Source organism: Mixta gaviniae, assembly GCF_002953195.1.
Lineage (GTDB): Bacteria > Pseudomonadota > Gammaproteobacteria > Enterobacterales > Enterobacteriaceae > Mixta > Mixta gaviniae.
Genome location: NZ_CP026377.1, coordinates 2,220,665 through 2,235,378 on the forward strand (window position 1 = coordinate 2,220,665; position 14,714 = coordinate 2,235,378).

The following is a 14,714-nucleotide window of genomic DNA, read 5'->3' on the forward strand; positions in this document are numbered from 1 at the left end:
AATGCCCTTTCCCCCTGTGCGCTCTGGAAGCCGTCGGCCCTGGACGACGCCCTTATCGGGCATAAAAAAAACCGGCCCCGCCTGGCTTACCGGGGCCGGTTTTAGCGGGCAGGCTCAGCGCCGCGCACGCACCAGCTGGTAACGGCGCGTGAAGTATTCAAACGGCGCGCTCCAGACATGTACCAGACGGGTAAAGGGAAACACGAGAAAAATGGTCATGCCCAGCACCAGATGAATGCGGTAGATCCACTCCACGCCATCCAGCCAGGTAGAGGCGTTGCCCTGGAAGGTGACCACCGACTGCGCCCAGCCGACCAGCTTCATCATCCCTACGCCATCCAGATGCCGTAACGAAAAGAGGATCGAAGTCAGCCCGAGGATCAGCTGCACCATCAGAATGCCGAGGATCACGATATCGGCGCGGGTCGAGGTGGCGCGAATACGCGGGTTAAACAGACGGCGCTTCAGTAGCATCAGTCCGCCAACCAGCGCCATCAGGCCAAACACCCCGCCCGCCACCATCGCCAGCTTCTGCTTGGTGGCGACGGCGAGAAACGGCTCGTAGACCCAGTGCGGCGTCAGCAGGCCGAACAGATGGCCGAAGAAGATGCCGATAATGCCGATATGAAACAGGTTCGAAGCGAGGCGAAAGCTTTTCTTATCCAGCATCTGGCTCGAACCGGCGCGCCAGGTGTATTGCCCGTAGTCGTAGCGCAGCCAGCTGCCGATGATAAACACCGTGCCGCACAGGTAGGGATAGATCTCGAAGAAGAAGATGTTGAGGTAGTGCATTATTTGGCTCCTCCGGCTGACAGGTCCAGATATTGCGGCATCGTCTGCTGCTGAATGCGCTGCTGATGCGCCTTCTCCGGCGCAGAATCGCACGTCTGCGCCTGGTCATCGATAAACTTAATCTGCGCCTCTTCCCACACCGCATCCAGCGCCTGGCGGGTATCGTCGCGCGGCTCTTTGCTGACCTGCGCGGCGACGCTGCTGCTGCGCAGCGGGCTGCCCGCCCAGGCCAGCAGCGCGTCAAACAGCTGGCTGAAGGCGCTTTGACGCTGCTTCAGCCGGCCGCCGATCAGCGCCAGGATCGGCGCAACATCCTGCAACCCCTGGCGCGCCGCCGCCTCCGGCTGCAGGCTGAGGTACTCCAGATAGAGCGGCAGATAGTCCGGCAGCTCCCGGCAATTCAACAACAGGCCCGCCTGCTCATACTGCGACAGCAGATCGACCATCGCCTGACCGCGATCGCGCGATTCGCCATGCACATGCTCAAACAGCAGCAGCGAGGTGGCGCAGCCGCGATCGAAGGTTTCGCACCACTCCGCCTGCCGGTCAAGCAGCGCGCCGCCGAGCCAGCCGTCGATAAACGGCTGCAGCATCGGCGCCTGACGCGCCGTCAGCGCGCACAACGCCTCGCGCTCTTCCCATAGCGCTTTCTCCGGGTACTCCAGCAGCAGCGCGACGATTTTCAGCATCTGCATTATTCGCCCTCCGCTTTGTGAGTGATATTGATAGCGTCGATGCGGCGGCTGTTGAACAGGTTAAATTTGCTGTCGCTGCCGTGGCAGCCGTCGCCGAAGGTGAAGCCGCAGCCGTTGCGCTCCGGGAAGGCATCGGCCGCCAGCTCGCGGTGGCTGGTGGGGATCACGAAGCGATCCTCATAGTTAGCGATCGCCAGGTAGCGATACATATCTTCCACCTGCGCCACGCTTAGCCCCACCTCGTCGATGGCGCGCGTATCGGTAACGCCCTCGACCGTCTGCGAGCGCTTGTAGTGGCGCATTGCCATCATGCGCTTCAGCGCTCGCAGCACCGGCGCGGTATCGCCGGCGGTCAGCAGGTTCGCCAGGTATTGCACCGGAATGCGCAGCGATTCCACCGCCGGCAGCACGCCGTCGCTCTTCGGCAGCTGACCGGCGTCCGCCACCGACTGGATCGGCGACAGCGGCGGCACGTACCAGACCATCGGCAACGTGCGGTATTCGGGATGCAGCGGCAGCGCCAGCTTCCAGTCCATCGCCAGCTTCCACACCGGCGATTTCTGCGCCGCCTCCAGCACATTCTCCGGAATGCCCTGCGCCAGCGCTTCGGCGATCACCTGCGGGTCATTGGGGTCGAGAAACACCTCCAGCTGCCGCTCATAAAGATCGGTTTCATGCTCGGCGCTGGCGGCATCGGCGATACGGTCGGCGTCATACAGCACCACGCCGAGATAGCGAATGCGCCCGACGCAGGTTTCTGAACAGACGGTCGGCATCCCCGACTCGATGCGCGGATAACAGAAGATGCACTTCTCCGACTTGCCGCTTTTCCAGTTAAAGTAGATTTTCTTATACGGGCAGCCGCTGATACAGAGGCGCCAGCCGCGGCATTTATCCTGATCGATCAGCACAATGCCATCCTCTTCGCGCTTGTAAATCGCGCCGCTGGGACAGGTCGCCACGCAGCTGGGGTTGAGGCAGTGTTCGCACAGCCGCGGCAAGTACATCATAAAGGTGTTTTCAAACTGGCCGTACATCTCCTTCTGCATGGCGACAAAGTTACTGTCTTTGGAGCGCAGGCTGAATTCGCCGCCCAGGATCTCCTCCCAGTTCGGCCCCCACTCGATTTTTTTCATGCGCTGGCCGCTGACCAGCGAACGCGGGCGCGCGGTCGGCTGATATTTACCTTCCGGCGCGTTATGCAGATGCTGATAGTCGAAGCTAAACGGCTCGTAATAGTCATCGATGCCCGGCACTTCCGGGTTGGCGAAAATTTTCGCCATCACCCCCGCCTTGCCGCCGAGACGCGGCTCCAGCTTGCCGTTAATTTTCCTGATCCAGCCGCCTTTCCACTTTTCCTGATCTTCCCAGGCCTTCGGGTAGCCGATACCCGGCTTGGTTTCAACGTTATTGAACCAGGCATACTCCATCCCTTCGCGCCCGGTCCAGACGTTTTTGCAGGTAATGGAACAGGTATGGCAGCCGATGCATTTATCGAGATTCATTACCATCCCGACCTGTGAACGTATTCTCATTTCGCCTCCCCCTGCACCTGATCCTGACCTTCGCCATCCAGCCAGTTAATGTTTTTCATCTTGCGGATCATAATGAACTCGTCGCGGTTGGAGCCTACAGTGCCGTAATAGTTAAAGCTGTAGGCGAGATGGGCATAGCCGCCGATCATATGGGTCGGTTTCGGACAGATGCGGGTCACGGAGTTATGGAAACCGCCGCGGATGCCGGTCACTTCAGAGCCGGGGATATTGGTGATGCGCTCCTGGGCGTGATACATCATTGTCGAACCGGGCTTAACGCGCTGGCTCACTACCGCGCGGCAGGTCAGTGCGCCGTTGGCGTTGAACACTTCCACCCAGTCGTTATCCTTGATCTCCAGCTCGCGCGCGTCATCCTCGCTCATCCAGATAATCGGCCCGCCGCGCGACATGGTCAGCATCAGCAGGTTTTCGCTGTAGGTGGAGTGAATGCCCCATTTCTGGTGCGGCGTCAGGAAGTTCAGCGCCTTTTCCGGGTAGCCGTTCGACGGAATATGCTGCAGCTGCGTTACGCTGCGGGTATCGATCGGCGGACGATAGGCGACCAGGCTTTCGCCGAAGGCGCGCATCCATGGGTGATCCTGATAGAGCTGCTGGCGGCCGGAAAGGGTGCGCCACGGGATCAGCTCATGCACGTTGGTATAGCTGGAATTATAAGAGACATGCTCATCCTCCAGCCCGGACCAGGTGGGACTGGAGATGATTTTGCGCGGCTGCGCCTGAATGTCGCGGAAGCGGATTTTCTCCTCCTCCTTGCGCCGCGCCAGATGGGTATGCTCGCGGCCGGTGATCTCGCCCAGCGCCTCCCAGGCCTTCACCGCCACCTTGCCGTTGGTTTCCGGCGCCAGCGTCAGGATCATCTCCGCCGCGTCGATGGCGCTGTTGATCATCGGCTGCCCTTTCGCCGGGCCATCCGGCTTGACATAGTTCAGCTGACGCAACAGCTCCACTTCGCTCGCCGTTTGCCAGTTGATCCCCTTGCCGCCGTTGCCGATCTTCTCCAGCAGCGGGCCGACCGAGGTAAAGCGATCCCAGGTGGCGGGATAGTCACGTTCGACGGCGATGATGTTCGGCGCGGTTTTGCCGGGGATCAGATCGCACTCGCCTTTATGCCACTCTTTGATGTCATAGGGCTGCGCCAGCTCCGCGGGTGAATCGTGCTGAATGGGCTGCAACACCACGTCGGTCTCCTGGCCAAGATGGCCGACGCAAAGCGTCGAGAAGGTTTTGGCGATATCCTTATAGATCTCCCAGTCGGTGCGCGATTCCCAGACCGGGTCGACGGCGGCAGAAAGCGGATGAATAAACGGATGCATATCCGTGGTGTTCATATCATCTTTCTCATACCAGGAAGCGGTCGGCAACACCACGTCGGAGAACAGGCAGGTGGTGGACATGCGGAAATCGAGCGTCACCAGCAGATCGAGTTTGCCCTCCAGCGCTTTGGTCTGCCACTCCACCTCTTCCGGAATGGCGTCTCCCTTGCCGACGCACTCTTCGCCCTGAATGCCGCTGTCGGTACCGAGCAGGTATTTCAGCAGGTACTCATGCCCCTTGCCGGAAGATCCGAGCAGGTTGGAGCGCCAGATAAACAGATTGCGCGGATGGTTGTTGCCATCGTCCGGCTGCTCGCAGGCGAAGCGCAGCTGGCCGCTTTTCAGCGCCCCGACCGTGTAATCCACCGGCGACTGACCTGCCTGCTTCGCCTGCGCGGCGATACGCAGCGGGTTGGTGTTGAGCTGCGGCGCCGACGGCAGCCAGCCCATGCGCTCGGCGCGCACGTTGAAGTCGATCAGCTGCCCGCTGAAGCGCTGCTTCTGCGCAATCGGCGACAGCAGCTCGCCGATGCTCAGCTTTTCAAAGCGCCACTGGCTGGCGTGGGCGTAAAAGTAGGAGGTGCTGTTCATCTGGCGCGGCGGCCGGTTCCAGTCGAGGGCGAACGCCAGCGGCATCCAGCCAGTCTGCGGGCGGAGCTTCTCCTGACCGACATAGTGCGCCCAGCCGCCGCCGGTCTGCCCAACGCAGCCGCAGAACACCAGCATATTGATCAGGCCACGGTAGTTCATATCCATGTGGTACCAGTGGTTGAGACCGGCACCGACGATGATCATTGAGCGCCCGCGCGTTTTATGGGCGGTCTCGGCAAATTCACGCGCGATGGTCTCCAGATGCTGGCGCGGCACGCCGCTGATCTGCTCTGCCCAGGCGGGCGTATAGGCTTTCACGTCATTGTAGCTTTGCGCGCAGTTGGCATCCTCCAGCCCGCGATCCAGCCCGTAGTTGGCCAGCAGCAGATCGTAGACGGTGACCACCCGACCTGCGCTGCCGTCCGCCAGGGTGATCTGTTTTACCGGCAGCTGATGCAGCAGGATCGGATCCTGTTTTACGTGGCGGAAATTGGGGCTTTCATTGCCGCCGTAGTAGGGAAACGCCACCGGCACAACCTCATCGCGATCGTCGATCAGGCTGAGGCGCAGCGTGACCTCGCGGCCCGCCGCCATTGGCTCCAGGTTCCATTTGCCCTTCTCGCCCCAGCGGAAACCGGCGGCGCCGTTCGGCGCCACCAGCTCGCCGGTTTCGCTGAAGGCGACGGTTTTCCAGTCGGGGTTATTACTTTCACCTAACCCATCGGCGAGGTCGGCGGCGCGCAGCAGGCGGCCGGAGGTATAGTAGCCCGCCGCGTCCTCTTCCAGCAGCACCAGCATCGGCATATCGGTGTAACGCCGCGCGTAGCCGAGGAAGTAGTCGCTGGGATTATTGAGGTGAAACTCTTTCAGAATGACGTGGCCCATCGCCATCGCCAGCGCGCTGTCGGTGCCCTGCTTCGGCGATAGCCACTGGTCGCACAGCTTGGCCACTTCGGAATAGTCGGGGCTGATGGCGATGGTTTTAGTGCCTTTGTAGCGCACCTCCGTAAAGAAGTGGGCGTCGGGCGTGCGCGTTTGCGGCACGTTAGAGCCCCAGGCGATGATGTAGCTGGAGTTGTACCAGTCCGCCGATTCCGGTACGTCGGTCTGTTCGCCCCAGGTCATCGGCGACGCCGGCGGCAGATCGCAATACCAGTCATAAAAGCTGAGGCTGGTGGCGCCGATCAGCGACAAATAGCGGGTGCCGGCGGCGTAAGAGATCATCGACATCGCCGGGATCGGCGAGAAGCCCGCCACGCGGTCCGGGCCGCACTCTTTGATGGTCCAGATATTGGCGGCGGCGATCAGGGTATTCAGCTCGCGCCAGTCGGAGCGGATAAAGCCGCCGTGGCCGCGCGCCTCTTTATAGCTGCGGCTTTTTTCCGGGTCAGTGACGATCGATCCCCAGGCGTCGACCGGATCACTATGCTGCGCCAGCGCCTCGCGCCACAGCTCCACCAGACGCTTGCGTACCAGCGGATATTTCAGACGGTTGGCGCTGTAGATATACCAGGAGTAGCTGGCGCCGCGCGGGCAGCCGCGCGGTTCATGGTTAGGCAGGTCGGGACGGGTGCGCGGATAGTCAGTCTGCTGCGTCTCCCAGGTAACAAGGCCGTTTTTAACGTAAATCTTCCAGCTGCAGGAGCCGGTACAGTTCACCCCGTGTGTCGAACGCACGATTTTATCGAACTGCCAGCGCTGGCGATAGCTGTCCTCCCAGTCGCGGTTGCTGTTCATCAGCTGACCGTGACCATCGGAGAACGTGTCGCTTTTCTGCTTAAAATAACGGAACTTATCCACGAGCTTGCTCATTACCTGCTCCTTGCAGAGGCGCTTCCCCTGCGGTTACATGGTTCATTGCGTAGCCTGAAAAACAGGCCCAAAGAGAAGATCGCTGTGATCAGTTTTTAGACGTGCGGCGCCCGTAAACCAGCCAGGTCACCAGAATGCAAACGATATAAAACACCAGGAACACCTTCATGGCGCCGACCGGCGATCCGGTCATCGCCAGTGAGGTGCCAAAGGCTTTTGGAATAAAGAAGCCACCGATAGCGCCGATGGCGGAGATAAAGCCGAGCGCCGCCGCGGTTTCCGTTACCGCGATATGCTGCGCCTGCGCTTCAGTGCCGCCGGCGGCCAGCACGCGTTTGCGCGTAAGGGTGCGGAAGATGACCGCGATCATCTGAAAGGTCGAGCCGCTGCCGAGGCCGGCTGTGAGAAACAGCCCCATAAACACGGCGAAAAAGGCGGTAAAGCTGCCCGTGCCGTGGCCCGGCAGCGTGGAAAAGAGCAGCAGGGTGAACAGCGCCATCAGGATAAAGTTGATCAGCGTAACGCGGATGCCGCCAAGCTTATCGGAGACGATGCCGCCTACCGAGCGCGCCAGCGCGCCAAGAAAAGGGCCGAAAAAGGCGAGCCGCAAAATATCCACGGCAGGAAACTGCGTTTTCGCCAGCATGGCAAAGCCGGCGGAAAAGCCGATAAAGGAGCCGAAGGTCGCCAGATAGAGCAGGCTCAGCAGCCACATATGGCCGCGCTTCAGCACCACCAGCTGTTCGCGCAGCGATGCCTGGGTGCCTGCCAGGGTATCCATGCCGAACCAGGCGGCCGCGACGGCGATCGCCAGCAGCGGCACCCAAATCCAGGCGGCGTTCGCCAGCCACAGCGCGTTGCCGTCCGGCTGATCGACCCCATGCACGCCGAGAAAGGCGAACAGCGGCAGCGTGATCACCACCGGCGTCACCAGCTGCATCACGCTGACGCCAAGGTTGCCCAGCCCGCCGTTAATCCCCAGCGCGCTGCCCTGCCGCGCCTTGGGAAAAAAGAAGCTGATGTTGCCCATGCTGGAGGCGAAGTTCGCCCCGGCGAAGCCGCACAGCAGGGAAATAGTGATAAATACGCTATAGGGCGTGGCGGTGTTCTGTACGGCGAAGCCGAGCCAGACGCAGGGAATAATCAGGATGGCAGTGCTGATCACCGACCACTGCCGCCCGCCGACCAGCGGCACGGCGAAGGAGTACGGCACACGCAGGATCGCCCCGGAGAGCGACGGTAACGCGGTAAGCAGAAACAGCTGATCGGTCGTGAAGTTAAAGCCGACTTTATTGAGGTTGACCGCCACCGCGCTGAACAGCATCCAGACACAGAAAGCCAGTAGCAGGGCGAAAACCGAGACCCACAAATTACGTTGGGCGATTTTTTTTCCGGTCTGCGCCCAGAAGCGCGGGTTTTCCGCGTCCCAGCCCTGCAGCGCGGCGTGCGTGTTGCGTTGATCTAAAGCCATGTTCATGTTCCCTGTCAAAATCAATGAAAGTGGAATGAAGCAAAGCGACAAATTCCCGTAAGCGTAGACGGGTTATTTGGCGTGATCAATAAACGCTAAGAAACAATAAACAATGTTACAGTAAAGTTACGAAACTGAAAAAGCGCAGCAGAAACAGCCGGTCACGGTGCGAAATATCAACGCCCTCTTGTCGAACCGCCGCTTTTTCGGAAAAAAACGCGTCGCGCCTGACCAAACCGTGATGATTTTTTGTGATCGCCGACACGCTGAGCGCCTGGTGCCGCGCAATGACCCGTTCGGTTTAGCCGCGCCGCGCCCTATTCAGTATGCTTTCCTTCTAAGTTAATCCCTGCGGCGCCGCCGCCTGACCCGAAGGTAAAATATGTCCCCTTTTCAACCCGTCGCGCTTAACCATGCCAGCCGCCTGCTCAACCACGGCCCTACGGTGCTGATCACCAGCGTCGATGCCGCCTCCGGCCGCCGCAATGTGATGGCCGCCGCCTGGTCGACGCCGGTAGAGTTCGTACCGGCGCGCATCGCCATCGTGGTGGATAAAAGTGCCTGGTCGCGCGATATCATCGAGCAAAGCCAGGCGTTCGGCATCTGCATTCCTACCGCTGCGATCGCCGATCTCACCTGGGCGGTGGGCAGCGTCTCCGGACGCGACGAGGATAAGTTCGCCCGCTACGGCATTGAGGCACTGAGCGGCCCCGAACTGGGCCTGCCGGTGATCGAACAGGGCTGCGCCGCCTGGCTGGAGTGCCGTCTGCTGCCGGCCACCGAGGCGCAGCAGCAGTACGATACGCTGTTTGGCGAGGTGGTCGCCGCCGCCGCCGACGCGCGCGTCTTCAGCGAGGGCCGCTGGCGCTTCTCCCCGGATCGCCCGGAAAGCCATACGCTGCATCACCTGGGCGCCGGTACCTTCGTGACCAGCGGCCCGCTGGTGCAGGCGAAACCGCTCTAAGCCGGCATGCGTTAACGCCGTTAACGCATAAAAAAAGCGCCCCGAGGGGCGCTTTTGACTTTGCTGAAACGGGGTTACTTCAGACGGAACGCTACCACGCTGTCGCCCAGCATGGTACCCAGCGAGCCGTGGCCGCCGGCGGCGATCACAACATACTGTTTACCGTCGTTGCCCAGCCAGGTGGATGGCGTTGCCTGCGCGCCGGCCTCCAGCTCGGTCTGCCACAGCAGCTTGCCGCTGCTGATGTCGTAGGCGCGGAAGAAGTTATCCGCCGTCGCGCCGTGGAATACCAGGTCGCCTGCAGTGGTCAACGGCCCGCCGTGCGCCACCATGCCCATCGGGAAGCCGATCGGGAAGCGGCCCGGCAGGAAGCTGGTACTCAGGTTTTTCGTGGTGCCGACGCGACGCAGCCATTCGGTTTTGCCGCTTTTCAGATCCACGCCCACCATGCGTCCCCACGGCGGCGCGATACACGGGATCCCCAGGCTGGAAGCCAGCTGCTGAATATGGATCGCGTAGTCGCCGTGGAAGTTTTCATTCCAGTAAGGCTGGCCGTCCTGGGTGAACATGCGTTTGGTGGCGGTTTCCGGGGTGCGCTTGATCAAGGTGTATTTATAAGCCAGGCGCACCGGCGACGCGATCAGGATCTGACGCTGCGGATCGATCGCTACTGAGCCCCAGTTAAATACGCCGATGTTGCCCGGGAAGACAATCGAGCCTTGCTCGGTTGAAGGCGTCCACGGGTTGCCGTCGTAGCGTAGCGATTTGAAATCCATGCGGCACGCCATCTGGTCGAACGGCGTGATGCCCCACATCGATTTCTCCGTCAGCGGCTCCGGCAGGAAGTTCAGGCTGGAGACCGGCTGAGTGGCGGCGAACTTCTCGCCCGCGACGCCGTCGGTAGAGACCGGCACCTGCTTAATCGGGTAGACCGGCTGGCCGGTCAGGCGATTCAGCACAAACAGGTTGCCGGTTTTGGTCGGCAGCACGACGACCGGCTGGCGGTTGCCCTGGTAATCGATATCCAGCAGCGAAGGCTGCGACGGATTGTCGCGGTCCCACAGGTCGTGGTTGGAACTCTGGAAACGCCATTTAAACGTGCCGGTCTGCAGATCAAGCGCCACCAGCGCATCGCGGAACTTCTCGGTGTTGCTGTTCGCGTCGCGCTCGATGCCCAGCTCATCCGGCGAGGCGTTGCCGAACGGCACATAGACCAGGCCGTTCTTCACATCGGCGCTCAGGGTGCCCCAGGCGACCGGCGTATCGTACGGGTAGTTCTGGCCCGCGGCGATCGGCTGCGTTTGTGCCGGGTTGGCCGGATCAAAGTTCCAGACCAGACGTCCGCTCTGCGCATCATAGGCGCGGATCACGCCTGACGGGTTGCCGCTGTCGAAGCCGTTATCCATCACCGAGCCGCCTACGATCACCAGCTTGCCCGCCACCAGCGGCGCGGCGGTCTGCATCAGCGCGTGCGGACGAATTTCGCCCATGTTGGCGCGCAGATCGACGATACCGTCGTTGCCGAAATCGGCGCAGCGCTTGCCGGTATCCGCATCCAGCGCCACCAGCTTCGCATCAGTGGTGGCGTTAAAGATGCGCTTGCGGCAAAGGGCCGGCGTTGCCGCCTGCTGCTGCTGCGCATCGCTCGCCTCATAGTAGCTGACGCCGCGGCAGGTTTGATGCTGCTGCAGATAGGAGCGATCTTTCTCCGGCACATATTTCCACTTCAGCGCGCCGGTTTCCGGCACCAGCGCATGCACTTCGTTATGCGGGGTACAGAAATAAAGGGTGTTGTTAACCTTTAGCGGCGTGGCTTCGAAGGTATATTCGCTGGCGTCGTCGCCCTGGCGCAGGTCGCCGGTGTGGTAGGTCCAGGCAACTTCCAGATCCTTCACGTTCTGCTTGTTGATCTGGTTCAGCGCCGAGAAGCGCAGGCCGTTGCTGGTGCCGCCGTAGGCTGCCCAGTCATTCTGCGCCACCGCGGCGTCGGCAGGCTGACGATCATTGGCGATATTCCCTTCCTGCGGCAGCGGATCGTAAAACATCATGCCGATCACGATCGCCACGATGATAATCAGCGTTGAGCCGAGGAAAGGATGGAATTTGCGGCCGGTGAGCGGGCGCACCACCCACGGCATCGCCAGCCAGACGCCGACCAGGCCAAGAATATCGCCGCGCGGGATCCACTGCCATTTATCGAAGCCCACTTCGTAGATCATCCAGAACAGCGTGATCCACAGCAGCACGGCGCATACCGTCAGGGCGATTTTTTTGTTCAGCAGCAGCGTGACGGCAATCACTAACAGCCCTGCCGCCATTATTGCGTAGAATGGGCTGCCCCCAAGCAACAGCAGCTTGCCGCCCATATAGAGCATTGCCGCGCCCAGCAGGGCGATGACAACGCCGGTTATTTTGTTAACCATGTTCCCCTCGTAATAATTTACAAAAATAGAGAATTAATTAAAAAAAGATTACATCAAATCAACACGATTTTAACTTCGCGCCTCCCTGATTAAAATTAAACAAAATCTTATCTGTTCAGAATTAATAATATTTTAATCGGCCCTGTGGCGCTGGCTTGAAATTATCACGGCGTTAAGACGCATTAAAAAAAGCGTCAGCGGTGAAAATAGTGATTTTTGCTGTACAGGCGGGTGAAAAATTCCCACGTAATGCTAAAAAAGCGTGTTGCGATGGGAAGGAAAAACATGCTGATGAGCAAGGGGTCTGCAGCCAGACGGCTAAATAAGCGTCAGACTGCGTAAAACAGATGAGGAAAAGTAATCGATCGTCAATTTGGTAACGTTTACACTAGCCTTTTTCCGCCCCCGCCCCGGTCATTTTGCCCAGCAACCGGACAAACTCCTGCTGTTCCTCTGTTGTCAGGCGATGAAGGAACGCACGGTCAGTCTGATTCGCCAACGGCATCGCCTGCTGCAGCTGCGCCTCGCCTTCCGGGGTGAGGTAGACAAAACGTCGGCGCTTATCCTCCGGCGCGTGTTCGCGACGTATCACCCCGCGCTTCTCCAGCCGTGAAAGCATCTCCGCCAGCGTCGCTTTGGTGCTGACGGCGGCGTCGATCAGCTCAACTTGCTCTATGCCCGGCTTCGCCGCCACCGCGCGCAGCACCGAATATTGCGGCTTGGTGAGATCGGGCAACTGCTGCTGCCAGCAGGCAGTATGTTCCTGAAACAGCTGACGCATCAGATGAAACGCTTCTCGGTCCAGCAGCGGGTGCATAGGCGGTATCCCTTATTATTTAACGGCACATGAGTATAAGCCGGATAGCGGACGGTTTGAATAATAGTTTGATTTGCCTGGGTTTGCCGCCCTGCTTTGCCCCGCCTCGGTTCAGATCTCCCCCTCTTTATTTGTTCTTGTACGAACTTTTTTTCTGTTCTCCTCTTGCACCTTGCCCGGCTTCATCCTAAGGTAAATGCATTCGTTCGCATACGAACAAATGGAGGCAAGATGAGACTGATAGTCGGGATGACCGGCGCTACCGGCGCGCCGTTGGGCGTGGCGCTGCTACAGGCGCTGCAGAGGATGCCGGAGGTGGAAACGCATCTGGTGATGTCGAAATGGGCGAAAACCACCATTGAACTGGAAACGCCGTGGAGCGCGCGCGACGTCGCCGCGATGGCGGATGTTTGCCACAGCCCGGGCGACCAGGCTGCCACCATCTCATCCGGATCGTTCAAAACTGACGGCATGGTGATTATTCCCTGCAGCATGAAAACCCTGGCGGGCATTCGCGCCGGCTACGCCGACGGGCTGGTGGGCCGCGCCGCCGACGTGGTAATGAAGGAGCAGCGCAAGCTGGTGCTGGTGCCGCGCGAAACCCCGCTCAGCACCATTCATCTGGAAAATATGCTGGCGCTGTCGCGTCTCGGCGTTGCCATGGTGCCGCCGATGCCCGCCTGGTACAACCATCCCGCCTCCGTAGAGGATATTACCCACCATATCGTGGCGCGCGTGCTGGATCAGTTCGGCCTGGCTTATCCGCAGGCCCGACGCTGGCAGGGGCTGACGCACGCCCCTCATCAGGACAACGATTAACCTATCTTGCAGGAGATCCTTATGGCATACGATGATTTGCGCACTTTTTTACAGGCGCTGGATGAACAGGGACAGTTGTTGAAAATCAGCGAACAGGTGCAGGCCGAGCCTGACCTGGCGGCGGCGGCCAACGCCACCGGACGCATTGGCGAAGGCGCGCCCGCGCTCTGGTTCGATAATATCGCCGGCTTTACCGATGCGCGCGTGGCGTTAAATACGCTCGGTTCGTGGCAGAACCACGCCATCGCCCTCGGCCTGCCCGCCGCGACCTCCACCCGCGCGCAGATCGATGAATTCATTCGCCGCTGGGAAAATTTTCCGGTAGCGCCGGAACGTCGCAACAGCGCGCCCTGGCAGGAGAACAGCGCGCAGGGCGACGAGATCAACCTGTTCGATATTCTGCCGCTGTTCCGCCTGAATGACGGCGACGGCGGTTTCTATCTTGATAAAGCCTGCGTGGTGTCGCGCGATCCGCTCGACCCGGACCACTTTGGCAAGCAGAACGTTGGCATCTACCGTATGGAGGTCAAGGGCAAACGCAAGCTCGGTCTGCAGCCGGTGCCGATGCACGATATCGCCCTGCACCTGCATAAGGCGGAGGAGCGCGGCGAGGATCTGCCGGTAGCCATTACGCTCGGCAACGACCCGATTATCACCCTGATGGGCGCCACTCCGCTGAAGTATGATCAGTCGGAATATGAGATGGCGGGCGCGCTGCGTGAAGCGCCCTATCCCATCGCTACCGCGCCGCTGACCGGCTTCGATGTCCCCTGGGGGTCTGAAGTGATCCTGGAAGGGGTGATCGAGGGACGCAAGCGGGAAATCGAGGGGCCGTTCGGCGAATTTACCGGCCACTACTCCGGCGGCCGCAATATGACGGTAGTGCACATTGACCGCGTTAGCTGGCGCAGCAAGCCGATTTTCGAATCACTCTATTTGGGGATGCCCTGGACCGAGATCGATTATTTGATCGGCCCGGCGACCTGCGTGCCGCTTTATCAGCAGCTGAAAGCAGAGTTCCCGGAGGTGCAGGCGGTCAACGCTATGTACACCCACGGCCTGCTGGCGATTATCTCCACCAAAAAACGTTACGGCGGCTTCGCCCGTGCGGTCGGCCTGCGCGCCATGACCACGCCGCACGGCCTCGGCTACGTCAAGATGGTGATTATGGTGGATGAGGATGTCGACCCGTTCAACCTGCCGCAGGTGATGTGGGCGTTGTCGTCGAAGGTGAACCCGGCGGGCGATCTGGTGCAGTTGCCGAATATGTCGGTGCTGGAGCTGGATCCCGGTTCGTCGCCGGCGGGCATCACCGACAAGCTGATTATCGACGCCACCACGCCGGTCGCGCCGGATAACCGCGGCCATTACAGTCAGCCGGTGAAAGATCTGCCGGAAACCGGCGCCTGGGTGGAGAAACTCAACGCGCTGCTCGCTAACCGTAACTAAGAGGAGAATCCC

Annotated in this window: 10 protein-coding genes; 3 read left to right on the forward strand and 7 right to left on the reverse strand. The window is 60.3% G+C overall.

What is annotated here, in order from left to right; translation table 11 throughout:
• Positions 1–114 precede the first annotated feature (114 nt).
• From narI to narU, 5 genes are all read right to left on the reverse strand, one after another.
• Entirely contained in the window at positions 115–795 is a 681-nt protein-coding gene (narI, locus tag C2E15_RS10370) for a respiratory nitrate reductase subunit gamma (protein WP_245912396.1), read from the reverse strand.
• Positions 792–1,487, reverse strand: a complete 696-nt coding sequence (narJ, locus tag C2E15_RS10375; protein WP_104957296.1) for a nitrate reductase molybdenum cofactor assembly chaperone — start codon at positions 1,485–1,487, stop codon at positions 792–794. Before narJ ends, narI begins: the two co-directional genes overlap by 4 nt.
• Positions 1,487–3,022 carry a nitrate reductase subunit beta gene (gene narH, locus C2E15_RS10380; protein ID WP_104957297.1) on the reverse strand — a complete coding sequence of 512 codons (1,536 nt, stop codon included), beginning with the start codon at positions 3,020–3,022 and terminating at the stop codon, positions 1,487–1,489. The genes narJ and narH overlap by 1 nt, the downstream gene beginning before the upstream one ends.
• Positions 3,019–6,759, reverse strand: coding sequence for a nitrate reductase subunit alpha (locus tag C2E15_RS10385; protein ID WP_104957298.1), 3,741 nt, complete (start codon positions 6,757–6,759; stop codon positions 3,019–3,021). Before C2E15_RS10385 ends, narH begins: the two co-directional genes overlap by 4 nt.
• An 88-nt stretch (positions 6,760–6,847) precedes the next feature.
• The gene (gene narU / locus C2E15_RS10390; RefSeq protein ID WP_425438036.1) at positions 6,848–8,230 is read right to left on the reverse strand and encodes a nitrate/nitrite transporter NarU; all 1,383 of its coding nucleotides are present in this window, start codon (positions 8,228–8,230) and stop codon (positions 6,848–6,850) included.
• Positions 8,231–8,612: 382 nt separating this feature from the next.
• Between narU and C2E15_RS10395 the strand changes: the two genes are divergently transcribed.
• Positions 8,613–9,194, forward strand: coding sequence for a flavin reductase family protein (locus C2E15_RS10395; protein WP_104957300.1), 582 nt, complete (start codon positions 8,613–8,615; stop codon positions 9,192–9,194).
• 74 nt (positions 9,195–9,268) lie between these two features.
• Here C2E15_RS10395 and C2E15_RS10400 read toward each other — a convergent pair whose 3' ends face one another.
• Together C2E15_RS10400 and C2E15_RS10405 are read right to left on the reverse strand one after the other, a co-directional pair.
• Complete coding sequence (locus C2E15_RS10400) at positions 9,269–11,617, reverse strand: membrane-bound PQQ-dependent dehydrogenase, glucose/quinate/shikimate family (RefSeq protein ID WP_104957301.1); 2,349 nt, start codon at positions 11,615–11,617, stop codon at positions 9,269–9,271.
• Between the two features lie 388 nt (positions 11,618–12,005).
• Positions 12,006–12,434: a MarR family winged helix-turn-helix transcriptional regulator gene (locus tag C2E15_RS10405; RefSeq protein ID WP_104957302.1), complete on the reverse strand. Its 429-nt coding sequence runs from the start codon at positions 12,432–12,434 to the stop codon at positions 12,006–12,008.
• A 231-nt stretch (positions 12,435–12,665) separates the two neighbouring features.
• Between C2E15_RS10405 and C2E15_RS10410 the strand changes: the two genes are divergently transcribed.
• Both C2E15_RS10410 and C2E15_RS10415 read left to right on the forward strand, forming a co-directional pair.
• On the forward strand, positions 12,666–13,253 hold the full coding sequence (locus C2E15_RS10410; RefSeq protein ID WP_104957303.1) for a non-oxidative hydroxyarylic acid decarboxylases subunit B: 588 nt from the start codon (positions 12,666–12,668) through the stop codon (positions 13,251–13,253).
• Between the two features lie 21 nt (positions 13,254–13,274).
• Positions 13,275–14,702 carry a non-oxidative hydroxyarylic acid decarboxylases subunit C gene (locus tag C2E15_RS10415; protein ID WP_104957304.1) on the forward strand — a complete coding sequence of 476 codons (1,428 nt, stop codon included), beginning with the start codon at positions 13,275–13,277 and terminating at the stop codon, positions 14,700–14,702.
• The last annotated feature ends 12 nt before the right edge of the window (positions 14,703–14,714 follow it).

What these genes read in the sequence shown, in the direction of transcription:
- narU (WP_425438036.1), bottom strand. Translation starts at nt 8,230, where the DNA reads ATGGCTTTAGATCAACGCAACACGCACGCCGCGCTGCAGGGCTGGGAC.
- C2E15_RS10400 (WP_104957301.1), bottom strand. Translation starts at nt 11,617, where the DNA reads ATGGTTAACAAAATAACCGGCGTTGTCATCGCCCTGCTGGGCGCGGCA.
- narJ (WP_104957296.1), bottom strand. Translation starts at nt 1,487, where the DNA reads ATGCAGATGCTGAAAATCGTCGCGCTGCTGCTGGAGTACCCGGAGAAA.
- C2E15_RS10415 (WP_104957304.1), top strand. Translation starts at nt 13,275, where the DNA reads ATGGCATACGATGATTTGCGCACTTTTTTACAGGCGCTGGATGAACAG.
- C2E15_RS10405 (WP_104957302.1), bottom strand. Translation starts at nt 12,434, where the DNA reads ATGCACCCGCTGCTGGACCGAGAAGCGTTTCATCTGATGCGTCAGCTG.
- C2E15_RS10395 (WP_104957300.1), top strand. Translation starts at nt 8,613, where the DNA reads ATGTCCCCTTTTCAACCCGTCGCGCTTAACCATGCCAGCCGCCTGCTC.
- C2E15_RS10410 (WP_104957303.1), top strand. Translation starts at nt 12,666, where the DNA reads ATGAGACTGATAGTCGGGATGACCGGCGCTACCGGCGCGCCGTTGGGC.
- C2E15_RS10385 (WP_104957298.1), bottom strand. Translation starts at nt 6,759, where the DNA reads ATGAGCAAGCTCGTGGATAAGTTCCGTTATTTTAAGCAGAAAAGCGAC.
- narH (WP_104957297.1), bottom strand. Translation starts at nt 3,022, where the DNA reads ATGAGAATACGTTCACAGGTCGGGATGGTAATGAATCTCGATAAATGC.